26 protein-coding genes, 1 tRNA gene and 1 other RNA gene are annotated in these 26889 nt (G+C 68.2%); 19 read left to right on the top strand and 9 right to left on the bottom strand.

Annotated elements, in window-relative coordinates; genetic code table 11:
- The first annotated feature begins 35 nt into the window (after positions 1-35).
- Positions 36-1496, top strand: a complete 1461-nt coding sequence (gene gnd, locus I2487_RS10175) for an NADP-dependent phosphogluconate dehydrogenase (RefSeq protein WP_207171747.1) — start codon at positions 36-38, stop codon at positions 1494-1496.
- A gap of 44 nt (positions 1497-1540) precedes the next feature.
- Complete coding sequence (locus I2487_RS10170; RefSeq protein WP_207171749.1) at positions 1541-2689, top strand: nitronate monooxygenase; 1149 nt, start codon at positions 1541-1543, stop codon at positions 2687-2689.
- 30 nt (positions 2690-2719) lie between these two features.
- Here the strand turns inward: I2487_RS10170 and epsC are convergent, their stop codons facing one another.
- The 3 genes from epsC to msrA are packed head-to-tail and all read right to left on the bottom strand — an operon-like array spanning position 2720 to position 4848.
- The gene (epsC, locus tag I2487_RS10165) at positions 2720-3307 is read right to left on the bottom strand and encodes a serine O-acetyltransferase EpsC (RefSeq protein WP_207171752.1); all 588 of its coding nucleotides are present in this window, start codon (positions 3305-3307) and stop codon (positions 2720-2722) included.
- A 49-nt stretch (positions 3308-3356) separates the two neighbouring features.
- Positions 3357-4292 carry a cysteine synthase A gene (gene cysK, locus I2487_RS10160; RefSeq protein ID WP_207171754.1) on the bottom strand — a complete coding sequence of 312 codons (936 nt, stop codon included), beginning with the start codon at positions 4290-4292 and terminating at the stop codon, positions 3357-3359.
- Between the two features lies 1 nt (position 4293).
- Positions 4294-4848, bottom strand: coding sequence for a peptide-methionine (S)-S-oxide reductase MsrA (gene msrA, locus I2487_RS10155; protein ID WP_207171756.1), 555 nt, complete (start codon positions 4846-4848; stop codon positions 4294-4296).
- 62 nt (positions 4849-4910) lie between these two features.
- Here msrA and I2487_RS10150 point away from each other — a divergent pair, with 62 nt between their 5' ends.
- The 3 genes from I2487_RS10150 (at position 4911) to I2487_RS10140 (ending at position 6933) form a co-directional block, all read left to right on the top strand.
- Complete coding sequence (locus I2487_RS10150) at positions 4911-5798, top strand: Nif3-like dinuclear metal center hexameric protein (protein WP_207171761.1); 888 nt, start codon at positions 4911-4913, stop codon at positions 5796-5798.
- A gap of 62 nt (positions 5799-5860) precedes the next feature.
- Complete coding sequence (locus I2487_RS10145) at positions 5861-6313, top strand: reverse transcriptase-like protein (RefSeq protein WP_255546170.1); 453 nt, start codon at positions 5861-5863, stop codon at positions 6311-6313.
- 395 nt (positions 6314-6708) lie between these two features.
- Positions 6709-6933 carry a TM2 domain-containing protein gene (locus tag I2487_RS10140; protein ID WP_345941398.1) on the top strand — a complete coding sequence of 75 codons (225 nt, stop codon included), beginning with the start codon at positions 6709-6711 and terminating at the stop codon, positions 6931-6933.
- Between the two features lie 309 nt (positions 6934-7242).
- Here the strand turns inward: I2487_RS10140 and I2487_RS10135 are convergent, their stop codons facing one another.
- Together I2487_RS10135 and rnpB are read right to left on the bottom strand one after the other, a co-directional pair.
- Complete coding sequence (locus I2487_RS10135) at positions 7243-8772, bottom strand: glyceraldehyde-3-phosphate dehydrogenase (RefSeq protein WP_207171762.1); 1530 nt, start codon at positions 8770-8772, stop codon at positions 7243-7245.
- A gap of 146 nt (positions 8773-8918) precedes the next feature.
- Positions 8919-9324: RNase P RNA component class A (gene rnpB / locus I2487_RS10130), an RNA gene on the bottom strand.
- 154 nt (positions 9325-9478) lie between these two features.
- Here rnpB and I2487_RS10125 point away from each other — a divergent pair.
- Both I2487_RS10125 and ettA read left to right on the top strand, forming a co-directional pair.
- Positions 9479-10288 (top strand): peroxide stress protein YaaA, encoded by an 810-nt coding sequence (locus I2487_RS10125; RefSeq protein WP_207171763.1) that lies wholly within the window; start codon positions 9479-9481, stop codon positions 10286-10288.
- Between the two features lie 78 nt (positions 10289-10366).
- Positions 10367-12049, top strand: a complete 1683-nt coding sequence (ettA, locus tag I2487_RS10120; protein ID WP_207171765.1) for an energy-dependent translational throttle protein EttA — start codon at positions 10367-10369, stop codon at positions 12047-12049.
- Positions 12050-12282: 233 nt separating this feature from the next.
- On the opposite strand, the gene I2487_RS10115 is transcribed toward ettA, so the two are convergent.
- On the bottom strand, positions 12283-12795 hold the full coding sequence (locus I2487_RS10115) for a single-stranded DNA-binding protein (protein WP_207171767.1): 513 nt from the start codon (positions 12793-12795) through the stop codon (positions 12283-12285).
- 253 nt (positions 12796-13048) lie between these two features.
- Between I2487_RS10115 and I2487_RS10110 the strand changes: the two genes are divergently transcribed.
- The 3 genes from I2487_RS10110 to I2487_RS10100 all read left to right on the top strand — a co-directional run bounded on the left by I2487_RS10110 (position 13049) and on the right by I2487_RS10100 (position 15939).
- Positions 13049-13121: transfer RNA gene (locus I2487_RS10110), tRNA-Arg, on the top strand.
- 37 nt (positions 13122-13158) lie between these two features.
- The gene (locus tag I2487_RS10105) at positions 13159-14580 is read left to right on the top strand and encodes a DUF2079 domain-containing protein (RefSeq protein ID WP_207171769.1); all 1422 of its coding nucleotides are present in this window, start codon (positions 13159-13161) and stop codon (positions 14578-14580) included.
- Positions 14581-14652: 72 nt separating this feature from the next.
- Entirely contained in the window at positions 14653-15939 is a 1287-nt protein-coding gene (locus I2487_RS10100; protein ID WP_207171771.1) for a glycosyltransferase, read from the top strand.
- A gap of 11 nt (positions 15940-15950) precedes the next feature.
- On the opposite strand, the gene I2487_RS10095 is transcribed toward I2487_RS10100, so the two are convergent.
- Both I2487_RS10095 and I2487_RS10090 read right to left on the bottom strand, forming a co-directional pair.
- Positions 15951-16988, bottom strand: a complete 1038-nt coding sequence (locus tag I2487_RS10095; protein ID WP_207171773.1) for an acyl-CoA thioesterase — start codon at positions 16986-16988, stop codon at positions 15951-15953.
- A gap of 91 nt (positions 16989-17079) precedes the next feature.
- The gene (locus tag I2487_RS10090) at positions 17080-17658 is read right to left on the bottom strand and encodes a gluconokinase (protein WP_207171774.1); all 579 of its coding nucleotides are present in this window, start codon (positions 17656-17658) and stop codon (positions 17080-17082) included.
- Positions 17659-17783: 125 nt separating this feature from the next.
- On the opposite strand from I2487_RS10090, the gene I2487_RS10085 reads away from it, so the two are divergent.
- Positions 17784-18482, top strand: a complete 699-nt coding sequence (locus I2487_RS10085) for a FadR/GntR family transcriptional regulator (protein WP_345941397.1) — start codon at positions 17784-17786, stop codon at positions 18480-18482.
- Between the two features lie 5 nt (positions 18483-18487).
- A complete protein-coding gene (locus I2487_RS10080; RefSeq protein ID WP_255546168.1) occupies positions 18488-19201 on the top strand; it encodes a DUF8185 domain-containing protein in 714 nt (237 codons plus the stop codon).
- Between the two features lie 64 nt (positions 19202-19265).
- Here the strand turns inward: I2487_RS10080 and I2487_RS10075 are convergent, their stop codons facing one another.
- Entirely contained in the window at positions 19266-19691 is a 426-nt protein-coding gene (locus tag I2487_RS10075; RefSeq protein WP_255546252.1) for a globin, read from the bottom strand.
- Between the two features lie 365 nt (positions 19692-20056).
- Between I2487_RS10075 and I2487_RS10070 the strand changes: the two genes are divergently transcribed.
- Genes I2487_RS10070 through I2487_RS10040 form a run of 7 tightly spaced genes read left to right on the top strand, consistent with a single transcriptional unit; the run spans position 20057 to position 26826 of the window.
- Positions 20057-20530 carry a ribose-5-phosphate isomerase gene (locus tag I2487_RS10070; RefSeq protein WP_207171781.1) on the top strand — a complete coding sequence of 158 codons (474 nt, stop codon included), beginning with the start codon at positions 20057-20059 and terminating at the stop codon, positions 20528-20530.
- A gap of 3 nt (positions 20531-20533) precedes the next feature.
- The gene (locus I2487_RS10065) at positions 20534-21412 is read left to right on the top strand and encodes an Fpg/Nei family DNA glycosylase (RefSeq protein WP_207171782.1); all 879 of its coding nucleotides are present in this window, start codon (positions 20534-20536) and stop codon (positions 21410-21412) included.
- A 57-nt stretch (positions 21413-21469) separates the two neighbouring features.
- The gene (gene thrS, locus I2487_RS10060; RefSeq protein ID WP_207171784.1) at positions 21470-23557 is read left to right on the top strand and encodes a threonine--tRNA ligase; all 2088 of its coding nucleotides are present in this window, start codon (positions 21470-21472) and stop codon (positions 23555-23557) included.
- A gap of 5 nt (positions 23558-23562) precedes the next feature.
- A complete protein-coding gene (locus I2487_RS10055) occupies positions 23563-24105 on the top strand; it encodes an HIT family protein (protein WP_345941395.1) in 543 nt (180 codons plus the stop codon).
- Complete coding sequence (gene pgsA / locus I2487_RS10050) at positions 24106-24720, top strand: phosphatidylinositol phosphate synthase (RefSeq protein WP_207171786.1); 615 nt, start codon at positions 24106-24108, stop codon at positions 24718-24720.
- A 22-nt stretch (positions 24721-24742) separates the two neighbouring features.
- Positions 24743-25507 (top strand): DUF429 domain-containing protein, encoded by a 765-nt coding sequence (locus I2487_RS10045; RefSeq protein WP_255546166.1) that lies wholly within the window; start codon positions 24743-24745, stop codon positions 25505-25507.
- Positions 25504-26826, top strand: coding sequence for an MFS transporter (locus tag I2487_RS10040; protein ID WP_207171787.1), 1323 nt, complete (start codon positions 25504-25506; stop codon positions 26824-26826). The genes I2487_RS10045 and I2487_RS10040 overlap by 4 nt, the downstream gene beginning before the upstream one ends.
- Positions 26827-26889 lie beyond the last annotated feature (63 nt).

The following is a 26889-nucleotide window of genomic DNA, read 5'->3' as shown; positions in this document are numbered from 1 at the left end:
GAGAATGTCTGACTGACCTCGACGAAGGAGAATGCATGAGTGCCCATATCGGAGTGACCGGCCTGGCCGTCATGGGAGCCAATCTGGCTCGCAACCTGGCGCGCAACGGCTACACGGTCGCGCTGCACAACCGCTCGGTCGCCCGCACGGACGCCCTTCTGGCAGCCCACGGCGGCGACGGCGACTTCGTGCGCACCGAGACTCTGGCCGAGCTCGTGGAATCTCTGGAGCGCCCCCGTCGCGTGCTGATCATGGTCCAGGCCGGAGCCCCGGTGGACTCCGTGATCGCGGACCTGGTGCCGCTGCTGGACGAGGGCGACATCATCATAGACGGCGGCAACTCCTTCTACGAGGAGACCCGACGCCGGGAAGAGAGCCTGCGCGCGCAGAACCTGCACTTCGTCGGGGTCGGCGTCTCCGGCGGCGAAGAGGGAGCGCTCAACGGCCCCTCGATCATGCCCGGCGGCTCCAAGGAGTCCTACGACTCGCTGGGCCCGATGCTGGAGAAGATCTCCGCGAAGTACAACGGCGAGCCCTGCTGCGCCTGGGTCGGCACCGACGGCGCCGGCCACTACGTCAAGATGGTCCACAACGGCATCGAGTACGCCGACATGCAGGTCATCGGCGAGGCCTTCGACCTGATGCGCTCCCTGGCCGGCATCGAACCCCGCGAGCAGGCCGGAGTGTTCCGCGAGTGGAACACCACAGACCTGGCCTCCTACCTGATCGAGATCACCTCCGAGGTGCTCGAGCAGGAGGACGAGACCACCGGCCGTCCGCTGGTGGACGTGGTCGTGGACTCCGCCGGCCAGAAGGGCACCGGCCGCTGGACCGCGATCTCAGGCCTCGAGGTCGGCTCACCGGTCACCGCGATCGCCGAGTCCGTCTTCGCCCGCTCGATCTCCTCCCAGCGTGAGCTGCGCGCCGTCACCAACGCCACCTTCCACGCCGGCATCGACGAGACCCTCTCCGCCACCGAGAAGTACGGCAGCCCCGAGGACCGTCAAGACTTCGTCGAGGACGTGCGCAAGGCGCTCTACGCCTCCAAGCTCGTCGCCTACGCCCAGGGCCTGGACATGCTTGTCGCCGCCGGCGAGGAGTACGGCTGGGAGCTGGACCTCAAGGCCATCGCCTCGCTGTGGCGCGCCGGCTGCATCATCCGGGCCGACCTGCTGGACACCATCATGAAGGCCTACGACGCCCCCCGCGACCAGCAGCCGAAGAACCTGCTGCTGGCTCCGGAGTTCAACGAGGCCATCAACGAATGCCTCCCGGCCTGGCGCCGCGTGGTCGCGGCCGCCGCGACCTACGGCGTGCCCGCACCGGTGTTCTCCTCCTCGCTGTCCTACTACGACAGCCTGCGCCGGGACCGGCTCCCCGCTGCGCTGACCCAGGGACTGCGCGACTACTTCGGCGCGCACACCTACCAGCGCGTGGACAAGGAAGGCACCTTCCACACCCTGTGGTCCGGGGACCGCAACGAGATCGACGCCTGACCCTCGGGTCCAAGGACTGACTCCGAACGTGCGGAGCTGAACGCATGAGCACCAGGACGGCCGGTCTGCTGGCCTCATCGGGCGCCACCCTTCCCGTGGTGGCCGCCCCGATGGCCGGCGGTCCGAGCCGTCCTGAGCTCGTTCTGGCCGCCGCCGCAGCCGGGGGAGTCGGCTTCCTCGCCGCCGGGTACAAGAGCCCCCAAGACCTGGCCATCCAGATCGCCCAGGTGCGGCGCTCCACGGCGCGCTTCGGCGTGAACCTCTTCGTGCCGAACCCGGTCCCGATCCGGCCGGAGGAGCTCGAGGGGCACCGCGCTGCGCTGCAGGCGTGGCTGGGCGATCATGCCCGGGCTGGGGCAGAGTGGGCGGCGGATGTGGAGCTGCCGGAGATCAGCAGCCTCGCAGGAGTCACGGGAGTCACCGGGGGGCCAGGAGTCACCCCAGCGCCCGGCGAGGCCTGGGACGACTTCTGGGAACAGAAGCTCGAGGTGCTCGAGGCGGACCCGGTGCCGCTGATCAGCCTGACCTTCGGGCTGCCCGCCACCCAGGACATCGAGCGGATGCAGGCCACCGGGGCCAAGGTGCTGCAGACCGTGACCTCCGTCGCGGAGGCTGTGAGCGCCACCGCCGCCGGCATCGACGGGCTGATCGTCCAGGGCTCCTCCGCCGGGGGTCACTCCGGGACCTGGACTCCGCTGGATCCGCCCGAGGAGATCGAGCTCTTCGAGCTGCTTGAGGCCATCTCGGGCCGCACCGAACTGCCGCTCTGGGCCGCCGGCGGGATCGCCGACGACGCCGGAGTCAGCGCCGCACTGAAAGCAGGTGCGGAGGCCGCAGTGCTGGGCACCGCGCTGCTGCGCTGTCCCGAGAGCGGAACGCATCCGGCCCATCAGCAGGCCCTGGCCGCTCCACCAGGAGTGCCCGAGACCATCGTGACCACCGCGTTCTCCGGTCGGCCGGCGCGGGCGCTGGGCAACAGCTTCACCGAGGCGCTGACCGCGTCTGCGCCGTCGGGATTCCCGGCACTGCATCAGCTCAGCGCGGGACTGCGCCGAGCAGCCGGCGCCGCCTGCGACCCGCACGGGCTGAACCTCTGGGCCGGCACCGGATTCGCCGCGGCGACCCAGGACCCCGCCGTCGAGGTCATACGCCGCCTGGCGGGAAGCCACCGGCTTGAGTCGAGCAGCCTCTAGACGCACACGGCCTCTAGGCGCACACAGCCTCTAGATGAAGATCGCAGGATCCAACGCGTACTCCGCCGGATCCACGTGAGGCTTCCGCTCGGCGACTCCGCGCTGACGCGCCTTGGCCGGAACTCCGGTGAGGATCGAGTTGGGCGGCGAGGACTTCACCACCACGGCGTTGGCGCCCACGGCTGAGCCGGCGCCGATCTCCACGGGCCCGATCACCTTCGCCCCGGCGCCCACGACGACGCCGTCGCGCAGGGTCGGGTGGCGCTTGGTCTGTTCCAGGGATCGTCCGCCCAGGGTGACGCCCTGATAGAGCATGCAGTCGTCACCGATCTCGGCGGTCTCGCCGATCACCACGCCCATGCCGTGATCGATGAAGAACCGACGCCCGATCTCGGCCCCCGGGTGGATCTCGATCCCGGTGAGCCCGCGGGTCAGCTGGGACAGCGCCCGGGCCGGGGTCTTCAGCGGCCGGCGCTGCCACATCTTGTGGGCGACCCGGTAGGACCAGACCGCGTGCAGACCGGAGTAGACCAGCACCACCTCCGCGGTGCTGCGCGCGGCCGGATCATGTTCACGCGCGGCCTTGATGTCCTCGCGCAGACGCTTCAGAGGTCCCAACGGGGAACCCACCTTTCACAGGGATTGAACTTCACGGCTGGTGGGCGGATCAGCCGCGGATGTCTTCGTAGAGCAGCGTGGAGATGTAGCGCTCTCCGAAGTCACACGCGAAGGTCACGATGAGCTTGTCACGGTTCTCCTCGCGGGAGGCCAGCTCCAGGGCGGCGGCGACGTTGGCTCCGGTGGAGATGCCGCCGAGGATGCCCTCCTGGATGCCGAGGTCGCGGGCGCAGCTCACGGCCTTCTCGAGGTTGGCCTGGTAGACCTCGTCGTAGATCTCCTGGTCCAGGATGTCGGGGATGAAGTTCGGCCCGATGCCCTGGATCTTGTGCGGACCTGCGGTGCCGCCGGAGAGGATCGGGGAGTCCTCGGGTTCCACGGCGACCAGGTGGATGCTGGGCTTGTATTCCTTGAGTCGGCGTCCGGCGCCGGTGATGGTGCCTCCGGTGCCGATGCCGGCGATGAAGATGTCGACCTCTCCGTCGGTGTCGCGCCAGACCTCTTCGCCGGTGGTCCGGTAGTGGGCGGCGGGGTTGGCCTCGTTAGCGAACTGCCGGGCCCAGATGGAGTTCTCGGTGTCCGCCACGATGGCCTTGGCCCGCTCCACGGCGCCGCGCATGCCTTCGGCTCCGGGGGTCAGCACGATCTCGGCGCCGTAGGCACGCAGCATCACGCGACGCTCGGTGGACATGGTCTCCGGCATGGTCAGCACCACCCGGTAGCCGCGGGCGGCACCGACCATGGCCAGCGCGATCCCGGTGTTGCCCGAGGTGCCCTCCACGATGGTTCCGCCGGGCTTGAGCATCCCGGACTCTTCGGCGGCGTCGACAATGGCGGCGCCGATGCGGTCCTTGATCGAGCTGGCGGGGGAGTAGAACTCCAGCTTCATCGCGATGTTGCCCGGAAGGTCCGCACCCAGACGATTCAGCCGGACCAGGGGGGTGTTTCCGACTGCCTGAGTGATGTTGTCAAGAATCTTGGCCATGTCAGTGTGTGGACCTTTCTTCCTCGGGTTTCAACCATGAAGCATAGTCTCTGCGGAGCTTGGCGACCTTGGGGTCGATGATGACCTGACAGTATCCGACATCGGGACGCTGGGCGTGGAAGTCCTGGTGGACCGCCTCGGCCTCGAAGACCCGGCCCAGGGGTTCCAGGGTGGTCACGATGGGCCGGTCGAAGGAGTTCTGCGCGTGGGCGATCGCGGCGGCGAACTCATCGTGCTGGGCCTCGTCGGTGTAGAACATGGCGGAGCGGTACTGGGTGCCGACGTCGTAGCCCTGCCGGTTCAGCGTGGTCGGGTCGTGGCTGGAAAAGAACACGTTGTAGAGCACCTGGTCCGGGAGCACGTTCGGGTCGTAGCCGATCTCCACGGCTTCTGCGTGTCCCGTGCCGCCGGAGGCGACCGCTTCGTAGATGGCGGGGCCGGAGCCGCCGGTGTAGACGCTGCGCACGTGATGCACCCCGCGCAGGCGCCGTGCGAGGGAATCCAAGCACCAGAAACAGCCGGCCGCGAGCACCACGGTCTTGAGAGAGTTGTCCATGCCCTGCACAACCGTTCGTGTCCCGGACTGTATTCCTGATCTATGGCCTGTAGAAAAGAGACATGTCGCCCAGCCCCGCTCCGCGCCCGGATGAGACCACCACCGACTCCCAGGTCCCGACCCTCGATGAGGTGCTCGATGCCGCCGAGGAGCTCTGGCCGCGCTCCCTGGCTGAGTCCTGGGACGCCGTCGGGCTGGTCACCGGGCGGCGCGAGGCACTGGTGCGCCGGATCCACTTCGCGGTGGACCCGGTGCGAGCGGTCATCGAGGAGGCGGCGAGCTCCGGGACCGATCTGCTGATCACCCATCACCCGCTGCTGCTGCGCGGGGTCACCTCGGTGGAGGCGGGGCAGTTCAAGGGGGAGATGGTCCACCGGCTGATCGAATCCGGCTGCGCCCTGCTGACCGCGCACACCAATGGGGATTCCGCGATCGGCGGGGTCAATGATGTCCTCGCCGGTGCGCTGGGGCTCGAGGACACCGCGCCGCTGGCTCCTTCCGCAGAGGGACTGGTCGAGGAAGGCCTCGGCCGGATCGGCATGCTCCCCGAGCCTATGACGCTCGGGGAGTTCGCCGCCCGGGTGTTCTCGGTGCTGCCTGCTGTCGCGGGTGGTGTGCGGGTAGCCGGTGACCGGGACGGGTTGGTGCAGCGCGTGGCGCTGTGCGGTGGTGCTGGTGATTCTCTGTTGGGCGCCGCTGCCGAGGCGGGGGCCGACGTGTTCCTCACCGCGGATCTGCGCCACCATCCAGCCTCGGAGGCCCGTGAGGCGGCCGTGGGGGGACGCCCGGGTCTGATCGATGTCTCGCACTTCGCCTCGGAGTGGCTCTGGCTGCCCACCGCGGCGCAGGCGCTCCACCAGGCGCTGACCGATCGCGGCTACGATGTGGAGGTTGCCGTGAGCGGCATCAACACCGACCCCTGGGACTTCGTGCTGACACCCGGACACTGAGCCGGCCATGGCTCCCGACGTCCCTGATTCAAGACCTGTACTGACCTGAAGGTGCGTGAGCCATGACCACTCTGTTCGTCGAGGCCGACGGCGGAAGCCGCGGCAATCCTGGAATCGCCGGCTCCGGCGCCCTGGTCCGCAACGAGGCGGGTCAGATCCTCGCCACCAAGGCCACCCCGCTGGGGAAGGCGAGTAACAACGTCGCCGAGTACACCGGGCTCATCGAGGGTCTGCGGCTGGCCCGCGACCTGGACCCGGAGGCTTTCGTAGAGGTCAAGCTGGACTCCAAGCTGGTGGTGGAGCAGATGAGCGGGCGCTGGAAGATCAAGCACGAGGACATGAAGCGCCTTGCGGCAGAGGCCTCCACCATCCTGCCGCCGATGCAGGTTCGCTACACGTGGATCCCGCGCAAGGACAACGGCGACGCCGACGCGCTGAGCAACGAGGCCATGGACGCCTCCGCGGCTGGGACTCCCTGGGATCCGAGCCGCAGCCGCATCCGCCCGGTGGGCTAAACCTCCGGGTCTGGGTTCGAAGCAGAGTGGATCCAGGTGGTGCACGCATGAATGACGCCGGCACGGCTGCTCTTGGGTGCCACGAGTCCTCGCCGGGTTGAGCTCGGGAGGGTCTGGTCGACTTGGACCTAGACGTTCCCTCAGATCGCGGTGTTCCCGCCGGAGGATTGCGTGAATCCGCCGCATGGGGCAGAAGCTTCGATCGCTCAGCGAAAATAGTCTTTCAGAAATTTGAAAATTAAGTGCAAACAAATAATAGATAAGTACCATCTGTGAGTTACACTTTATCGGTGTTCACTTTCTGAGGGGAAAATATCACAACACCTTCGCAACCTGACCAAGCGGCCATTGCCCGTGCACAGCATCGCTACGACAACGAGTCCAGGTCTCCGAGGGTGGCCTTCGTCCTATGGCTTTGTCTCGGCCTCTTCGGAGCCCATCGGTTCTACCTGGGCCAAAGGGGCGTGGGGATCGCCATGGTGTTGACCTTGGGCGGCCTCGGCGTATGGGCCTTGATCGACGGATTCTTCCTGCCGTCAAGACTGCGAAAGGTGAACGAAGATATCTTTGTCAGCGTCTACCGGAGACATGGTCTTCCTGTTGATCGTGCCAGGCGCTAAATGTTTCCCGATTGCCGCTGATCCAGTTACCTTGTCAGTCTTGGCTTGGTCCTGCGGTGGAGTCTTGGACGACCTCCGCCGGCCCGTTCTGAACCCACGTGCGATGCGGAACCCACGTGCTATCTGATGGGTTCAGCACGCGACCGGTCAGGCGAGACTCGTCGACGAGCGGTTCACTGCCGGGCGCCCGAGTTGCCGACTGGGTGGGATCCTGTATGCCGCAGTGCACCTGCACGACTACGGCGGCCGGCCTCCAGGGAAGGAGCCGCCGCAGTCGTCTTTGGGTGAAGCCTCGAATGTCTCCGCGGTTCAGCTCGTGGGCACCGCAGACCTGGTCTCGTAGGCCGAAGATACCTCTGCCGCCCCGTGGCGGGAGGCATCGCGCGGTTGCACCTTGGGGTACTTCACCGGGGCGCTGCCCGTCATGTGCTCCAGCACCCGGACCACCTGGGCGGAGTAGCCGAACTCGTTGTCGTACCAGACGTAGAGGATCGCCTGCTTGCCGTTGACGATAGTCGCGAGACCGTCCACGATCCCTGCCGCCCGGGTGCCCACGAAGTCGGTGGAGACCACCTCCGCGGAGTCGATGTAGTCGACCTGCTTGTGCAGCGGGCCCTCCAGGGATTCACGGCGGAGGAAGCGGTTGAGCTCCTCCTTGGTGGTCTCCCGCTCCAGCTCCAGGTTCAGGATTGCCATCGAGACGTCCGGTGTCGGGACGCGGATGGCGTTGCCGGAGAGCTTCCCAGCAAGCTGGGGCAGCGCCTTGGCCACCGCCTTCGCGGCACCGGTCTCGCTGATCACCATGTTCAGCGCCGCCGAGCGGCCGCGCCGCTCACCGGGATGGAAGTTATCGATTAGGTTCTGGTCGTTGGTGTAGGAGTGCACCGTCTCCACGTGCCCGTGGTCGATCCCGTAAGCCTCATCCATGAGCTTGGCCACCGGGGTGATCGCGTTGGTGGTGCAGGACGCCGCGGAGATGATCGTGTCCTCGTCGGTGATCTGCTCGTGGTTGACCCCGAAGACGATGTTCTTCAGGTCCCCCTTGCCCGGCGCGGTCAGCAGCACCCGGGAGACGCCCTTGGCCTTGAGGTGCTGGCTGAGCCCCGCCTCGTCGCGCCAGCGGCCGGTGTTGTCCACCACCACCGCATTGCTGATCCCGTGGGCGGTGTAGTCCACCGCTGCGGGGTCCGAGGCGTAGATGACCTTGATGAAGGTGCCGTTGGCGATGATCGCCTGGTTCTCCTGGTCCACCCGGATGGAGCCTTCGAAGGGCCCGTGGACCGAATCGCGGCGCAGCAGCGAGGCGCGCTTGGCGAGATCGTGCTCGGCGCCCTGGCGCACCACGATGGCGCGCAGCCGCAGCCCCGAGGCCGAGGAGGCATTGCCCACGATGATCCGGGCCAGCAGCCGGCCGATCCTGCCGAAGCCGTAGAGCACCACGTTGCGGGGCTCGATCATGCCCTCGCCGCCGCGGCCGATGACCTCGGCCAGCTCCTCTCGCAGGAAGCCGTCCATGTCCTCGGAGGCCGCGTACGCAGAAGCTCGGTAGCGGGAGTTCAGCCGGGCGACGTCGATGCTCGCGGCACCGAGATCCAGGGTGGTCAGCGCCTGCACCAGGGGCAGGGTCTGGGAGACCGGAAGCTCGGTCTCGTCGACCTGGCGGGCGAAGCGGTGCGCCTTCAGGATCTCGATGGCGGACCGGTTGACCAGTCGGCGGCCGTAGATCCCGGTGACCACGTTATTCTCACGGTAGAGCTTGCCCAGCAGAGGGATCATGGCCTCGGCCTGGGACTCTCGGTCGATCCAGCTGCGCAGTTGTTCGTCTGCTTCAGTGGTCATTATTGGACGTGTCCTCACTCGTCTAGACGTCATTGTCTACGTGGACCCATCGGGTGCTCGGTTCTGGCGAACACCGCGATGTGTCCGTAGGTGAGTCTAGCCGAACCCGGTTGGCCCGGCGCCCGAGGGCGCGGGGGAGCGGGTGGGGGACGGGTCGGTCGATAAGCCGGGTTCTGTCGCCGCGGTGATTGCTCACCGAAGCGGACCATCATCCATCTGGGCCTCGTGTTGCCACGGACCTCAAGCGGTCAACCCGGATGCTCGGGCGGGCAGCCCTCAAGCACATCCTGTTCGACCTTGCACCGGATGGGGTTTGCCTAGCCGCCCCAGTCACCTGGGGCGCTGGTGGTCTCTTACACCACCGTTTCACCCTTACCTGCGACGACGAGCGCCGCGGGCGGTCTGTTTTCTGTGGCACTGGCCTGCGGGTCTCCCCGAGTGGGCGTTACCCACCATCCTGCCCTGTGGAGCCCGGACTTTCCTCGGCCCGAGGCAGTTATCCGCCGTCTCCGGCGGGCCTCAGTCTCGAGCCGCGATGGTCTGACCGACCCGTCCCGGCTCACCATGCTACGGGATCCAGCCACCACCCCCGGTTCGACGGTGAGGCCGGGCACACTGCCGGGCCCGAGGTCGGGCACACTGCCGGACCCGAGGCCGGAGGAGCGCTGACGCGATCCGTCCCCGGGCGGCTTGCTAGCCTTGCCCGGTGCTGATCTTCCTGCCGCCCTCCGAGGGCAAGACACCCCCGACCGACCCCAGTGCACCCGCGGTGGACCTGCGCAGCCTGACCCTGCCCGAGCTGGACCAGGCACGCAGCACCGTGATGGAGGCGCTGGTCCAGGTCAGTGCGCAGGAAGACGCGCAGCAGATCCTCAATGTGGGCAAGACCGTGATGCCCGAGGTGCGCGCCAACGCCCAGCTCGGCACCGCCCCCACAGCGCCGGCGCACGAGATCTACACCGGGGTGCTCTTCGAAGCCCTGGACCCCGCATCCCTGACCCCCGAGCAGCTGGATCGTGCCGCTCGGCAGGTGCTGATCTTCTCCGGACTCTTCGGCGTGACGTCACTCACCGATCGGATCCCGGCCTACCGCCTCTCCATGGGCGTGCGCCTCAGCGCCCCGGGCACCGGGCAGGGCCCCGGTGCGGCGCGGGCTCAGACGGCTCCCGGGCGACTGGGCAGCTTCTGGAAGACCGCACTGGCCGAGCCGCTCACCGAGCACATCGGGGATCAGCTGGTTGTGGACTGCCGCTCCAGCTCCTACGCCCAAGCCCACCGCCCGGCACCGGAACAGACCCTGATGGTCAACAGCTTCACCGAGCGTGACGGGCAGCGGAAGGTGGTCACGCACTTCGCCAAGCACGCCCGCGGACTGCTCGCGGGGATGCTGCTGCGCGCCGAGGGCGCAGCGCCTGAAACCATTGACGACGTCGCCGAGCTGGCCTCCCAGCAGTGGCGGGTGGAGCTGCGCCCGGCCACCGCGAGGACTCCGCATCAGCTGGACCTGATCGACTGAGTCGCGCCGTCCCTGCCAAGCTGGCCGCCCCAGCGGGTCATTAGCAGATTCTCTGCCCCGCCGACTAGCCTGGGGAGCATGGCAGAGTTTATTTACACCATGATCAGCGCCCGCAAAAAAGTGGGCGACAAGGTCATCCTCGATGACGTCACCATGTCCTTCTACCCCGGTGCCAAGATCGGCGTGGTCGGACCCAACGGTTCGGGCAAGTCCACCATCCTCAAGATCATGGCGGGCCTCGATGAGCCCTCCAATGGCGAGGCACGTCTCTCCCCGGGATACTCCGTGGGCATCCTGATGCAGGAGCCCGCGCTCAACGAGGACAAGACCGTGCTCGGCAACGTCCAAGAGGGCGTCGGCGAGATCTACCAGCAGCTGCAGCGGTTCAACCAGATCTCCGAGGAGATGTCCAACCCCGACGCGGACTTCGACGCTCTGATGGCCGAGATGGGCACCCTGCAGGAGGCTATCGACGCCGCCAACGCCTGGGACCTCGACTCCCAGCTGGAGCAGGCCATGGACGCGCTGCGCTGCCCGCCACCCGAGGCGGACGTCAGCGTGCTCTCCGGCGGTGAGCGCCGCCGCGTGGCACTGTGCAAGCTGCTGCTCTCCAAGCCGGACCTGCTGCTGCTCGATGAGCCCACGAACCACCTCGACGCCGAGTCCGTGCTCTGGCTCGAGCAGCACCTGGCCGCCTACGAGGGCGCCGTGCTGGCCGTGACGCACGATCGCTACTTCCTCGACCACGTCGCCCAGTGGATCTGTGAGGTCGACCGCGGTCGGCTATACCCCTACGAGGGCAACTACTCCACCTACCTGGAGAAGAAGCAGGCCCGCCTGAAGGTTCAGGGCAAGAAAGACGTCAAGATGGCCAAGCGACTCTCCGACGAGCTGGAGTGGGTGCGCTCCAACGCCAAGGGGCGCCAGACCAAGTCCAAGGCCCGTCTGAACCGCTACGAGGAGATGGCCGCCGAGGCCGAGCGCACCAAGAAGCTCGACATGGACGAGATCCAGATCCCGCCGGGCCCGCGCCTGGGCACCCAGGTCATCGAGGCCGAGAACCTTCAGAAGGGCTTCGGCGACCGCCAGCTCATCGAAGGGCTCTCCTTCTCGCTGCCGCGCAACGGCATCGTCGGGGTCATCGGTCCCAACGGTGTCGGCAAGTCCACGCTGTTCAAGACCATCGTGGGCATGGAAGAGCTCGACGGCGGCAAGCTCGCCGTGGGCGACTCCGTGAAGCTCTCCTACGTCGACCAGTCGCGCGCCGGCATCGATTCGGAGAAGAGCCTCTGGGAGGTCGTCTCCGATGGGCTGGACTTCATCCACGTGGGTGCCGTCGAGATGTCCTCGCGCGCCTATGTCTCGGCCTTCGGCTTCAAGGGCCCGGACCAGCAGAAGAAGGCAGGTGTGCTCTCCGGCGGTGAGCGCAACCGTCTGAACCTGGCTCTGACGCTGAAGCAGGGCGGTAACCTGTTGCTGCTCGATGAGCCCACGAACGACCTCGACGTGGAGACCCTCGGTTCCCTGGAGAACGCTCTGCTGGACTTCCCCGGCTGCGCCGTGGTTATCTCGCACGACCGTTGGTTCCTGGACCGAGTGGCGACCCACATCCTGGCCTGGGAGGGCACCGACGAGAAGCCTGCCGACTGGTACTGGTTCGAGGGCAACTTCGAGTCCTACGAGCAGAACAAGGTGGAGCGACTCGGCGCCGATGCGGCCCGTCCGCACCGCGTGACCCACCGCAGGCTCACCCGCGACTGATCCAGAAGCCCAGTCACCGACTGATCTGCTCGATCAACCCGCAGAGGAACCTGCGAGGCTGACCCGGCCCGCCCGCTCTCACCACCTCGGTGACCGCGGGCGGGCCGAGTCATGTCCCCATGTTCTCCCTCGCTCGACACTGTCCTTCGCTCGACACTGCCCCTCGCTCGACACTGCCCCTCGCTCGACATAGTCCCCCGGTCAGCATCGCCCCTCGATCGGCGTCGTGCCGATCAGAAGGGGGCCGCCTCCTTCTCCTCGGCCGACTCCTGGGCCTCAGCATTCTCCGTGCCCCAGGCAGACTCCGCGGCGGAGCTGGAAGCACCGTTGAAGGACTGCGAGTTCGACTCCGTCATGCTGCGCGCGCTGTCTTCCCCGGAGCCTGCACCGCCGAGCCGGGTGAAGGACCCCGAGCCGAAGGTGAGGTCATAGCCGATGGCCTCGGCGTCGATCTCCACCGAGGTCCCGCGCTGACCCTTCTCGTTCTCCCACTGACGCACCCGCAGCCGTCCGGTGACCAACACCGGGTCGCCCTTGTGCAGGCTGCTCTTGACGTTCTGCGCGAGCTGGCGGAAGGCCGAGACGGTGTACCAGTTCGTCTCCCCGTTGACCCACTGCTCGGTCTTGCGGTCGAAGCGCCGTGGCGTGCAGCCGAGCCGGAAGTTCGAGATCGGCAGCCCTTGGAGCGTGGTGAACTCCTCCACCTCGCCGCCTAAGAAACCGCGGACGGTGATCGTTTCGCTCATTGCTCTCCTCCATCTCTGTCACGGCCGCCAAGGAACGGCACGGTGTGCCTGGCCCCGCCGCAGGCCGTGGCAGTCGGAGACGGGGTCCACCCAGTGTTCGCGGTCCTGCCGGCGTGACGCGGTCATGTGCGGCGTGTGTGGATGACCGGCGCCTCGGCGGCACGGGAGGGAGGCTGGGGAAAACCGGTGCGGTGCGAAGCAGGTAGACTCTCTGCCTGGACCTGCTCAGGATGCTGAGCCTCTGCGTGTCCACGCCTCGGTAGCTCAGGGGATAGAGCAGCGGCCTTCTAATCCGCCGGTCGGGGGTTCGAATCCCTCCCGGGGCACTTGTCCATATCGCATAGACTCCAGCTGGCCGCCGTCATGACGGCGGCCGCTCTGCTGTATCTCGCCCACTCCCTGCTGCGGTTCCGCAACTTCGAGGCCAAGGGCTACGATCTGGGCATCTTCGACCAGGCGGTGCGCCAATACTCGCTGTTCAAGGCGCCGATCGTGCCGATCAAGGGCGAGGACTTCCACCTGCTGGGGGACCACTTCCACCCGATCATCGCCGCCTTCGCCCCGCTGTATTGGATCTGGGACGACCCCCGGGTGCTCAACATCGGCATGATCGCGCTGCTGGTCTCCACGGCGATCCCGGTCTATCTGGTGGTGCGCGGCTGGTTCAGCCACCTTCCGGCCCTGCTGGCCGCCGTCGCGCTGCTGCTCTTCTGGCCTTTCCAAGCCCTGGTGAACTGGGACTTCCACGAGATCGCCTTCGGCGTCCCGCTGATCGCCTGGGTGATCTGGGCCATCGAGCGGCGCCGGATGTGGCTCGCCGTGGGGCTCGGCGCGGCGCTGCTGCTGGTGCGCGAGGATATGGGAGTCACCCTCATCGCCCTCGCGATGGTCCTCGCGATCAAGCGCGCCTGGCTGCCCGCCCTGGTGACCGCCGCCCTCGGGGTCTTCGGCTACTGGTTCGCCGTGGAGCTGGTGATCCCGCACTTCTCCGCCGCCGGGGAATTCGGCTACTGGGAGTTCACCGCACTGGGGCCCAGCGCTGGTGCCGCCATCGTCTTCCTGCTCACCCAGCCCTGGAACGCCGTGGTGATCCTCTTCGATCACCCGACCAAGGTTGGACTCTGGGCGCTGCACTTCCTGCCGCTGCTGCTGCTGCCCTTCGCCTCGCCCTATGTGCTCCTCGGCGCCCCGATCCTGCTCTCGCGGCTGTTCAACGACCGAGCAAACGTCTGGTCGGTGATCTATCAGTACGACGCGATCCTCGCCCCGATCTTCCTGCTCGCCGGCTTCGACGTCGCCCGTCGGCTCATCGCACGCTGGCCTCGGCTCAAACCCCTCGCCGTCGGCCTGCCCGGCACCGTCATCGCCGTCGGACTGGTCGGCACCCTGGCGTTCCCGGGAGTCTTTCCGCTGCAGCGCACCGTGACCGCGGACAACTGGAGCATGGGGGAGCGGGCGCTGGCGCATCAGCAGGTCACCGAGGCCGTTCCCGACGACGTCTGCGTGGAGGCCGCGGACACCGCAGTGCCGCACCTGGTGGACCGCACCTCGGTGGGACTGCACGGCACCACCGACGAGGACGCGCTGACCTGGCTCATCATCGACGACACCGTGGAGGAGCTGGGCGGCTCGAACCCGTTGAGCCCCGAGGAGGCCTTCGAGCGGGCCGAGCGGCTCGGCTTCGAACCGGTCATCGAGGATGCTGAGGGGCTGTGGCTCTTCCACCGGGAGACCCCCGGGGACCCCGAGGCGGCGAGCGACTGCGCGGAATACCTCCGGCGATGACCGCGCTGTAGCATAAGGACCGAACCACCACACCCCTCAGCCGCGCCGCCGCGCGGCGTCATGGAGAGCCACATGTCCACCGACTGCGTCCCTGCGGGGGTCTGCCGAGCCTCGCAGACCGACCCGGAATCGGCCCGCGTGGTCATGGTCAGCCTGCACACCTCACCCTTGGCGCAGGCCGGGAACCGGGACGCCGGAGGGCTCAACGTCTACGTCAACGCGCTCAGCGCGGCGCTCGCCCAGGCGGGTCTCACCGTGGACATCGTCACCAGCGACGTCGACGCCGAGACCTCCGCTGGCACGGACAGCGTCACAGTCCTCGACGACGGCAGGCGGATCCACACCCTCGCCGTGGGCGAGCAGGCGCGCGCCGAGAAGTCACTGCTGCCCGAACGCGTCGACATGCTCGCCGCCCGGGCGCTGCGCAGCCTGGAATCCACCGACATCAGCCCGGTCACCACGGTCCATTCGCACTATTGGATCTCCGGGCTGGCCGGGATCCAGCTGGCCCGGGCGCTCTCGGCGCCCCTGGTGCACACCATGCACACGATCGCTGCGGTGAAGCAGGAGCTGGACCCCACGGCCTCAGCGAGCCCGCGGCGCAGCCTGGCCGAGGCCGAGATCGCCCGCGCCGCGGATCTGGTCACCGCCAACACCGAGCGCGAGGTCGCCGACCTGAAACGGCTCTTCGGCCTCGCCGACTCCTCTATCGCGCTGGTCCGGCCCGGGGTGGACCTGGAGATCTTCCACCCGCCGGCGGGCAGGGACCCGCGCTCCGGCCCTCTGGCCGGGCGCGCGTTGCGCCTGGCCTTCGCCGGGCGGCTGCAGCCACATAAGGGTCCTCAGGTCGCCGTGGAGGCCCTCGGCGCGCTGCGCCGGATGATGCCCGAGGTGCCGGTGCAGCTCGTGGTCGCCGGCAGCCAGAGCGGGGACGACGTGCTGGACCTGCAGACCCTCGCAGCCCGAGCCGGCGTCGCCGATTCGGTCCAGGAGCTGCCCCCGCTGCCGCATGAGGAGCTGGCGGAGCTCTTTCGAGGCAGCGACGCGGTCCTGGTGCCCTCGTTCAGCGAATCCTTCGGGCTGGTCGCGCTCGAAGCCATGGCCTGCGGCACCCCGGTGATCGCCCACGACGTCGGCGGGCTGTCCTCGCTGATCACTCACCGGCGCAGTGGCCGGCTGATCCCCAGCCTGGACCCTGAGCTGTGGGCCGAGCAGCTGCGCTGGCTGGTGCTGCACCGCAGGGCCTGGAGCCGCTACAGCGCGACCGCGGCCACGCTGGCGCGCTCCTACTCCTGGGAGGCGACGGCGACCGCGTCGCTGCAGGCATACCGCAGCGTGGCGCTGATCACGAGTCGCTGAACCCGCGCGGCTCAGGTCTCCAGGTAGCGCGAGGACCAGGTCTGGGAGTACTTCTTGTTGATCGCCCGGGTGGCGCGCGAGCTGTTGACCAGGGTCTGCTGCATCTTTTCGGAAAGCATCGGGCGCAGACCCTCCGGAGGCCGCACCATGCCCTCCTGGGCCACCGAGGCGACCAGCGCGCCGTTGCGGCTGTAGATGGATCCCTGGGCAAGCCCGCGGGCGTTCTGCGCGCTCGGGCTCTGCTGGACATAGAGCAGCCACTCGTCGGCCCGGGCCTCGCGGTGCCACCACATGGCGTGGTCCAGCGAGGCGACCTTCATCTCCGGCTTGGCCCAGTACAGACCGTGCCGGCGCAGCACCGGTTCCAGCAGCGTGTAGTCCGAGGCGTAGAGGATCGCGGCCCGGTGGAGATTGGGATCATCGGGCAGCGCGGCCTTGGTCTTGAGCCATACCGCGCTGGTGGCATGCGGGTTCTGGTCGGCCTCGAGGTAGATCGGACGGTCCACGTGGCGGATGTCGAACGGGCGGCCATGCGCCCACTCATGCACGATCGGGTGCTTCACGTGGCCGACCAGCTCCTGGGGAGGCGCCAGATCCTCAGGGTCCGGGACCCCTTCGGGCATCGTGCGCTGATGCGACACCCCGGCCGAGGGCCGCTGGAAGGACGCGATCATGGACAGGATCGGGGTCCCGTCCTGATAGGCCTGGCTGCGGCGCGCAGAGAAGGAGCCGCCGTCGCGCAGCCGCTCCACCGAGACCTGGATCGGCTTGCTCGCGTCACCGGGGCGAAGGAAGTAGCCGTGCACCGAATGGATCAGCCGGTCGGGGTCCACCGTGGTCATCGCCGCGGTCGCGGCCTGGGCGAGCACCTGCCCGCCGAAGACCCGCCAATAGGCCTGCTTGAACACCGGCCCGAGGAAATGGTCCTCCCCGCCGCGTCCGGCGGCCGCCTCATCATCGCTGGGATCCAGGTGCTTCAGCTGCAGCATGTCCACGAGCTGCTGCACCGAATCGGCGGCGTCGGGCACCTCATAACGGCGATCAGGCATGCGAGGTCCTTTCGAGCGTGGACGGAGTCAGGTGCCTCCACTCTAACGGCCCTTCTGCCCCGTTCCGGGGGAGGGGATCACGCTTCGGGTGTCACGAGGGATTCTGCTCCTCGGTGGAGTCAGAAGCACAGACATTGCTGCGGAGCCAGGCTCGGGCCGACTCCAGCAGGTCCTCGACCGTGGTGTCATTTGCGAGCACCACGCCGTCCTCTTCAGGGTCGAGGGCTTCCAGGGTGCTCAGCTGGGACTCCAAGAGCGCCGGGGGCATGAAATGTCCGCTGCGGTGGGCCAGCCGGGTGTTCAGTCGCGGAATCTCGACATCCACGTGGAGGAACACCACCCGTCCGGCGGCCGTGCGCAGCACATCGCGGTAGCTGCGCCGCAGCGCCGAGCAGGTGATCACGCTGCCGGTGGTCGCCTGGGTGGACATCCAATCGCGCAGAGACTCCAGCCAGGGCCAGCGATCCTCGTCGGTGAGCGGCGTCTGGGAGGCCATCTTCGCGATGTTCTCTGGCGGATGGAACTCATCGGCTTCAGCCATCGGCAGGCCGAGATCTGCCGCAAGCGCGGCTGCCAGCGTGGACTTTCCGGAGCCGGAGACGCCCATCACCACAAGGTGACGAGGGGGTGCGGGTTCAGCCGGGCTAGGCTGTGCGGGGGGATTCGACATCGAATTCCTTTGTGCTGAGGGCTGGTTCTCGAGCCCCCTGTGACGGGGACCACGTGTCAATTAAGATAGCACCTTTAAGGACTAAAGGTGTGATGTTTGGCTCTGCATCGACGAAAGGAGACTCCGTGGCGAACCCTGCCGTGGCCCGAGTGGGCCGTGACACGATCTCCGAGACCCTCGGACGCGAGATCGTCGATGGGGTGCATCAACCTGGGGCCGTGCTGACCCTGGAGTCACTGCAGCAGCGCTTCGGGGTCTCGCGCACCGTGGCCCGAGACAGCGTCAAGGTCCTGGAGTCCCATGGTCTGCTCTACTCCAAGCGACGCATCGGGCTCGTGGTGACCGCCGCGAAGCACTGGGACGTGATGTCGCCCTCGGTGATCGCCTGGCGCCTGGCCTCAGCCGACGCGCGCGGCGCGTTCTTCGAGCTGACCCAGCTGCGCATCGCCGTCGAGACCGAGGCCGCCGCGCTGGCGGCTGCACGAAGGACCGAGGTCCAGGCGCATCAGATGCTGGATCTGGCCGCCACCATGCGCCGGCTGGGGGAGTCCGAACAGCTCACGGAGTTCATCACGGCGGACATCGCCTTTCACCGGCTGATGCTCGAAGCGGGCGGGAACTCGATGTTCGCGGCCCTGGCCGACGTCGTCGCCGAGGTCCTCACCGGACGCACCAAGCATGGCCTGATGCCGACCCGACCGATGCCCGAGGCGCTGGACGCCCACGACGGCGTGGCCCGAGCGATCGCGGACCAGGACCCCCGCGAGGCGCGGCGCTATATGGAGGTGCTGGTCGCTGAGGTGCGCTCTGCTCTGGAAGAATGAGCGCCATGACTGACTCGCTGCGATTCGCTGAAGCCGTCTCGCTCCAGGACCTCTCCACCTACATCAAACGAGCCCGGCGGATCCAGGAACAGGGGATCCGGCTCCAGGCCGTGGGCCGGGTGCTCGCCGCCTGGGTGCCGGTGATGACCCCGGGATCGCTGACCAGTCAATTGCCGGCGGTGCTGGGACTGCGCACCGTCGCCCTGGCCGAGGAGTCCCGGGCCGATGTCACCGCGGAGCTCAGCTCGATCAGCGAGCGCATCGCCCGGATGAACCCGGCCGAGACCGAGCTCTCGCTGCCGCCGAGCCGGCTCAGCGTGCCCTGGGCGGCCGTGACGCCACCACGCTCGGGGTGGGAGCCGCTGGGAAGCGTTCCCGATGACCAGCTGCGATCCCAGGCCGCATCAGGCATCGCCCAGATCACCGAAGCGGTGCCGACCACCGCGGGCGCCGCCGTCGTCGAGCAGGTTCGGGAGCAGGTCTGGGGCCGGGATCTGGAGACCGATGCTTCAGCCGACGCTGGGCAACAAGCCCAGACGCAGACGTTGAGCGAGGCCGCCATCCCGGCGGGCGCGGCCTTCGGGGCCCACGCGCTGAACTTCCTCGCCTCCGAGGGCGCCGGCGGCTCCACCGCGATCCACCGTCGGGGCCGCTGGGTCCGGCTCAGCTCGCAGGGCGGCCACATCCTGTGCCGCAGCACCCGGGAGCCGAGTCTCTGAGCCGCGCGCCCTCAGGCCCGGCCCGGACGATGTCTCACGCTGAAGCGGGGTGACCCGCTCCGGCTCAGCTGTTGACCATCGAGTGCGCGGCGCGCTCCAGGTAGTCCCAGAGGATCTGATCGTGCAGCGGGGAGAGCTCCGCGGCGTCGACTCCGGCGCGCATGAACCTCAGCCACTTGTCCCGGGCCTGCGCGTCCACGGCGAAGGGCATGTGCCGCATCCGGAGCCGGGGGTGCCCGCGCTGCTCCTGGTAGGTGCGCGGTCCGCCCCAGTACTGCTCCAGGAACGTCAGCAGGCGCTCCTTGGCAGGTTCCAAGTCCGCCTCCGGGTACATCTCCCGGAAGTCCTCATCCTCGGCCACATGCGCGTAGAAGACCTCGACGATGGTCTCGAAGGTCTTGCGGCCTCCGACGGCGTCGTAGAAGCTCTGCTGCTCGGCGCCGGACTGCTCGGCGCCCGACTGCCCGGGATGGGGGAGCGCGGGGCTCAGCGGGATTCCCTCGGCCGGGCTCGGCCGTGCATCGCCTGGCTGGACGGACTGGTCTGCGGCGGGGCGGCCGGGCAGGCCCGAGACCTGCGAGGGAGGCTTGCCGACCGGACGCACGGTGGCGATCGGTGCCCCCAGGCGGTTCGAGAACTTCGGAAGCTCGCGGGCGGGCTGGGACTCTTTCTCGGACATGTTCCTCCTGTTGCGCGGTGCAGGGTGCAACGATACTCGCTCAGCCCCTGTTCCCGTCGGCCGCGCTGCCCGGCCGCCAGCGCCGACACCTCCCCGCGCGGCGTAGGATTGACCCGGCCCTCGGGCCACCCGCGCCCTCGTCCCGAAAGGTCTGAGAAGAGATCATGGTAGACAGCATGGAAGTCCACATCGCCACCGATCACGCCGGGATGGAGCTCTCGGCCCACCTGGTGGATCATCTGCGCGGCCTCGGCCATACCCTCATCGATCACGGACCGCGGGAATACGACGCGCTGGATGACTACCCCGCGTTCTGCATCCGTGCCGCCGAGGCGGTGGTCGCCGCCCAGGGTGCGGGACGGCGTGCGCTGGGGATCGTGCTGGGCGGGTCCGGCAACGGCGAGCAGATCGCGGCGAACAAGGTCACCGGGGTCCGGGCCGCGCTGGCCTGGAACCACGACACCGCGGTCCTCGCCCGGGAGCACAACGACGCCAACGTCGTCGCCCTCGGCGGTCGTCAGCACAGCCTCGCGGAGGCCACTGGGATCGTGGAGGCCTTCCTGGGTGCCGAGTTCACCGGGGATGAGCGCCACGCCCGCCGGATCGGGAAGATCTCCCACTATGAGCTCACCGGCGAGATCCTCGACTGATCCATGCCTGAAGGCCACACCCTCCACCGGCTCGCCGCGCAGATCAACACGGTCTTCGCCGGTCATCCGTGGCGGGTCAGCTCCCCGCAGGGCCGGTTCAGCGCTGGTGCGCAGCGTCTGGACGGGCAGGTGCCCGAGCATGCCGAGGCCTGGGGCAAGCACCTGTTCGTGCACCTCGGCCCCGAGGTGTGGCAGGTCCACCTGGGCCTCTACGGCGCGTTCAGCTTCCGCGGCGACGCGGAGTTCGCGGCGGAGGCCACGGTCGGTGCCCCGCGCGCCGCGGTGGGCACCCTCGAACCGCGCTACGCCGAGGACGGCTGGCTGATCCCCGAGCCGCCCAAGGGGGCGGTGCGCGCCCGGGTGAGCGCCCGGCACGGCTGGGCGGACCTGCGCGGCCCGACCACCTGCGCGGTGTTGGACCTCTCCGAGTACCAGGCCGTCGTGGATCGGCTGGGGCCGGATCCGCTGCGCCAGGGGCTCAGCCAGGACGCCCGGGCCGATGCGCAGCTGCGTGAGCGCTTCCTGCACAACCTGCGCCGACGTCGGATCAGCATCGCCGCGGCCCTGATGGACCAGGCGGTCATCGCCGGGGTGGGCAACATCTACCGCGCGGAGTCGCTCTTCCTCGAGCGTCTCGACCCGCACACTCCCAGCAACCAGCTGGACCCGGATCGTGCGGCGAGGCTGTGGGATCGGCTCACCGAGCAGCTGCGCGACGGGGTCGCGGAGGGTCGGATCCGTACCGTGCGCTCCGGCGGCTCGCGTCGGCACTGGGTCTATAAGCACCAGGGCACCGCCTGTCCACGCTGCGCGACGCTCATCGAGGCCGCCGAGCTGCAGGGCCGACGGCTCTACTGGTGTCCAGGGTGCCAGCGCGACTGAGCCCCGCGTCAGTTCCGCCGGGGTTCCCGTAGAATCACCTGGGTCCGCAGATCATTGATGAGGAGTACATCCCACGTGTCCGAAAACGCAGCATCGGAAGCCCCGTCCCAGGCGTCAGCGCCGGCTGAATCCATCAGCATCACCCGCGACGGCGAGACGGCGAGCATCGAACGCGGCACCACGGGCACCACGCTCTTCGCCGCGCAGAAGACCACCGTGGTCATGCGGGTGGACGGCGAGCTCTGGGACCTCTCCCGCGAGATCCCGGCCGGCGCCGTCGTCGAGGCTGTGGACATCTCCAGCCCCGACGGGCTCAACGTGCTGCGCCACTCCACCGCCCACGTGATGGCCCAGGCGGTCCAGCAGCTCTACCCCGAGGCCAAGCTCGGCATCGGCCCCTACATCACCGACGGGTTCTACTTCGACTTCGACGTCGCCGAGCCCTTCACGCCTGAGGATCTCAAGAAGATCGAGAAGGCCATGCAGAAGCTGATCAACCAGACCCAGCAGTTCGAGCGCGAGGTGGTCAGCGAGGAGCAGGCCAAGGCCGCGATGGCGGATGAGCCGTATAAGCTCGAGCTGCTCGGCGTCGCCAGCGCCGCCGCGGGATCCAACGGTGCCGCAGAGGCCGCCGAGGGCGCCAACATCGAGGTCGGTGGCGGGGAGATCACGATCTACCACAACGTCGATCGCCACGGCGAGCGAATCTGGTCCGACCTGTGCCGCGGCCCGCACCTGCCCAACACCAAGCTGATCGCCAACGCCTACGCCGTGATGCGCTCCGCCGCCGCCTACTGGCGCGGCAAGGAGACCAACCCTCAGCTGCAGCGGCTCTACGGCACCGCCTGGCCCACCAAGGAGGACCTCAAGGCCTATAAGGAGCGGCTGGCCGAGGCCGAGCGCCGCGACCACCGCCGGCTGGGCTCCGAGCTGGACCTCTTCAGCTTCCCCGACGAGCTGGGATCGGGTCTGCCGCTGTTCCACCCCAAGGGCGGCATCATCAAGCGCGAGATGGAGGACTACGTCCGGACCCGGCACATCGAGGCCGGATTCCAGTACGTGGGCACCCCGCACATCTCCAAGGACGGCCTGTTCCACACCTCGGGACACCTGCCCTACTACGCCGACACCATGTTCCCGCCGCTGCACGTGGATGAGGAGCGCGACGCCGAGGGCAACATCACCAAACAGGGCCAGGACTACCGGCTCAAGGCGATGAACTGCCCGATGCACAACCTGATCTACCGCTCCCGCGGACGCTCCTACCGGGAGCTGCCGATGCGACTCTTCGAGTTCGGCTCGGTCTACCGCTACGAGAAGTCCGGCGTGATCCACGGCCTGACCCGGGTGCGCGGCTTCGCCCAGGACGACTCGCACTCCTATGTCACCAAGGAACAGGCCCCCGACGAGGTCCGCCACCTGCTCAGCTTCGTGCTCTCGCTGCTGCGTGACTTCGGACTCGATGACTTCTACCTGGAGCTCTCCACCCGGGATGAGGACTCCGAGAAGTTCATCGGCAGCGCCGAGCAGTGGGCCGAGGCCACCAAGGTGCTCGAGGACGTCGCCAACGAGACCGGCCTGGAGCTGGTCGCCGATCCCGGCGGCGCGGCCTACTACGGACCGAAGATCTCCGTGCAGGCCCGCGACGCCATCGGGCGGACCTGGCAGATGTCCACGGTGCAGTACGACTTCAACCAGCCCGCGCGCTTCGGCCTGGAATACCAGGCCGCCGACGGCACCCGCCAGGAACCGGTGATGATCCACGCCGCGAAGTTCGGCTCCATCGAACGCTTCCTCGGCGTGCTCACCGAACACTATGCAGGTGCGTTCCCGGTCTGGCTCTCACCGGTCCAGGTCCGCGCGATCCCGGTCGCCGAGCCATTCAACGACTACCTCACCGAGGTCGTCGCGAAGCTGCAGGCCGCCGGTGTGCGTGCCGAGCTCGAGGACAGCAGCGACCGCTTCCCGAAGAAGATCCGCACGGCGTCGAAGGACAAGATCCCGTTCGTGCTGATCGCCGGGGGCGACGACGTCGACGCCGGAGCGGTCTCCTTCCGGTTCCGCGACGGCAGCCAGGACAACCAGGTGCCGGTGGACGCGGCGGTGGCCCGGATCCTCGCGGCCATCGAATCCAAGGAAGGCTGAGCCGAGTGGGGTCCGGCGACGAGTTTGAACTGGCAGGCGTGCCCGATGCCTTCCAGCGCCTCTGGACCCCACACCGTGCTGCCTACCACCAGCGCGGCCAGGACCAGGTCAGAGGGTCAAGCGACTGCCCGTTCTGCCAGGGGCCGAAGCGCAGCGACGAGGAGTCGCTGATCGTGCACCGCGGTGAACGCTGCTTCGTGCTGCTGAACCTCTACCCCTATAACCCCGGCCACCTGATGGTCTGCCCCTACCGGCACGTCCCGGACCTCACCGATCTCGACGCCGAGGAGGCCTCGGAGTTCATCACGCTGACCCAGGAGTGCATGCGCGTGCTGCGCGCCACGGCGAACCCGGGAGGGTTCAATCTCGGGGTGAACCAGGGCAAGGTCGGCGGGGCGGGCATCGCCGTGCACCTGCACCAGCACGTGATCCCGCGCTGGAACGGGGACACCAACTTCATGCCGATCATCGCGCAGACGAAGAACCTCTCACAGACCCTGGGCGAGACCCGCGCCCTGGTGGCCGAGGCCTGGGAGGCGAACCGCTAGATGCTCAACCGCTACGCGCGCGCCTTCTTCGGCGGGCTGTTCACCCCGATCGCCAAGGCGCTGCTGGGGATCGGGATGACCCCGAACATGGTCACGGTGATCGGCACGATCGGTGTCTGCCTGGGTGCGCTGGTGTTCTATCCGATGGGAGAGCTGTTCTGGGGCACGGTGTTCATCACCGTCTTCGTCTTCTCCGATCTCGTCGATGGGCTGATGGCCAGGATCAGCGGTCAGGGGTCGGTGCTGGGCGGCTTCCTGGACTCCTGCCTGGACCGGGTCCAGGACGGCGCGGTGTTCCTGGGCCTGCTGATCTGGTTCTTCACCGGGGGAGACCACATCTGGCTCGGGATCGCCTCGGCGTTCTGCCTGCTGGCGGGCAACCTGGTCTCCTATGTGCGGGCCAAGGCTGAGGCGCTGGGCTACACCGCCGACGTCGGGATCGCCGAACGCTCCGAGCGCATGGTGCTGACCCTGGTGTTCACCGGATTCACGGGCCTGGGTCTGCACTCCTCGGTGCTGCTGGTGGTGCTGACCCTGCTCGGGATCGCCTCGGTGGTCACCATCGTCCAGCGCTTCCGCACCGTGATCGCCCAGACCGCCGCCGCCACCGACTGACTCATTAGGTAGCGTCAGGGTCATGACTGATGTCCCGATGCGCACCGCCGGGGTCGACCTGGCCGCCGAGAGCAAGGGAACAGCCCTGGCCACCATCGAGTGGGGACCCGGCGGCGCCCACCTGGAACGGCTGAGTCTTGGCGTCGAGGACGCGGAGATCATCGAGGCCGCCGCAGGGATCACCAGGATCGGCATCGATTGCGCCTTCGGCTGGCCCGATGAGTTCGTCAGCTTCCTCGCCGAACACGCGAACCTCGCAGCCCAGCAGCGACCGGATGGGCGCATGCCATGGCGCCGGACCCTGGCCTACCGGGAGACCGATCGGTGGATCCGCGAGAAGATCGGACGCTGGCCGTTGAGCGTCTCGACGGATCGGATCGGTCTGACCGCCATGCGCTGCGCCGGTCTCCTCGGCAGACTCGCCGCCAGCGGGCTTCTGGTCGACCGGTCCGGCCGGACCGGCGTCGTCGTGGAGGTCTACCCCGGCGCCACGCTGCGAACCTGGGAGTGGGAGGTTCGTGGATACCGGACGGACCCGCAGGTGCGCCGGGCACTGGTGCAGCGGATGCAGCGCGACGCCCCCTGGTTGGCTCTGGGACCGCATGCGCCGCTCATGGTGGCCTCCACCGATGCCTTCGACGCCGTGGTGGCGGCCCTTGCCGCGCGGGCCGCCGCCCTGGGTCGGTATGAGCCGCCGCCTGCCGAGCACCAGGCGCGAGCCGAGCGGGAGGGCTGGATCGTGCTGCCGTCTTGTTCGCTCGCAGATCTCGGTCCTGCTCAGCCATGAAGCTGCGACACAACTCGGCCTTCCTGCGGTTCTGGTTCGCCTCGACCGTCTCCGACTTCGGCACCTACATCACCACGGTGGCGCTCTCGGTGCTGGTCCTGGTGACTCTGAGCGGCACAGCGCTTGATCAGGGGCTGGTCAACGCGGCACGCTGGGCGCCGTACCTGCTCTTCGGGCTGCTCGCCGGCATCTGGGTCGACCGATTGAGGCGACGCACGGTGCTCATCGCGAGCGATCTCGGCCGGGGGCTGGTGCTGGCGTCCCTATGCCTGCTGGGCGTGCTGGGGCTCCTGGACGTGGCAACCGTGATGGTGTTGATCTTCTGCTTCGGGACCCTGGCGCTGATGAGCGACGCGGCCTATCAGTCTCTCCTGCCGAAGCTCGTCCCGCGACCTCTGCTCACGCGGGCCAACGCCCGGCTCCAGCAGAGCGACACCGTGGCCCAGACCACCGGAAGCGCCGTGGCGGGCGGCCTGGTCGCCCTGGTCACGGCCCCCTTCGCGCTGCTGCTCGGCGCGATCACCCACTTCATCTCTGCGGCCGTCCTGCTCACGCTCAGGCATGTCGCCACCGAGAAGCCGCCCGTGCCCGCCCCGGAACCGCTGAGCCGGAAGGTGCGGGAGGGTCTGCGCTGGATCTACCGGCACCCACGGCTCGGGCCCCTGGCCTGGTCCAGCCACGCCTGGTTCATCGGCTCAGCGATGATGGGCGCCGTGCTGCCCGCCCTGGTCCTCAACGATCTGGGACTTGGATCACTGGGACTGGGGCTGGTGCTCACCGCCGCCGGCATCGGCTCGGTCCTCGGCTCGCTGCTCTCGGTCCGGCTCGGGGCACGGTGGGGGACTGGCCGGACCATGGTGATCGCCAGGTTCATCCAGCCGGCGGCGTTGGCGCTGGTGGCTCTCGCCCCACTTGCGGCCGCGGCGGCGCTGGGGACCCCGCTGGTCGAGGGCACCTATGCGTCCCCGGCAGACTGGCCGGCCGCGCACTGGTCGGCCTTCGCGGTGATCGCCGCAGGTCAATTCGTGTTCTGGGTGGCGATGGGGATCGAGGGGCCGCTGGAGATGGGGTACTGGCAGGCCGTGACCCCAGACCGGCTCCTGGCACGCATGAGCGCCACCCGGCGATCGATCAACCGAGGAATGATCGTGCTCGGCGCGCCGCTCGGGGGCGCCCTGGCCATCGCCACCAGCTCATCCATCGCGCTGCTCTCTGCCGCCGGGGTCATGCTGCTGGCAGTCCTGGCGCTGGTCAGCTCGGGATTCCGCGACGCGACGGTCGAACAGGACCAACTCACCGACGACGAGGCGCTTGCCTGAGGGACCTCCACCGCGGGCCCCGGAGCCCAGAAACCCACAGGTACTACCTTTTTTGCCAAAAGT

The organism is Nesterenkonia sp. E16_10, from assembly GCF_017347085.1.
Classification (GTDB): Bacteria; Actinomycetota; Actinomycetes; order Actinomycetales; family Micrococcaceae; genus Nesterenkonia.
Note: the sequence above shows the minus strand (reverse complement) of the source record. Positions and strands in the feature narration are given on the sequence as shown.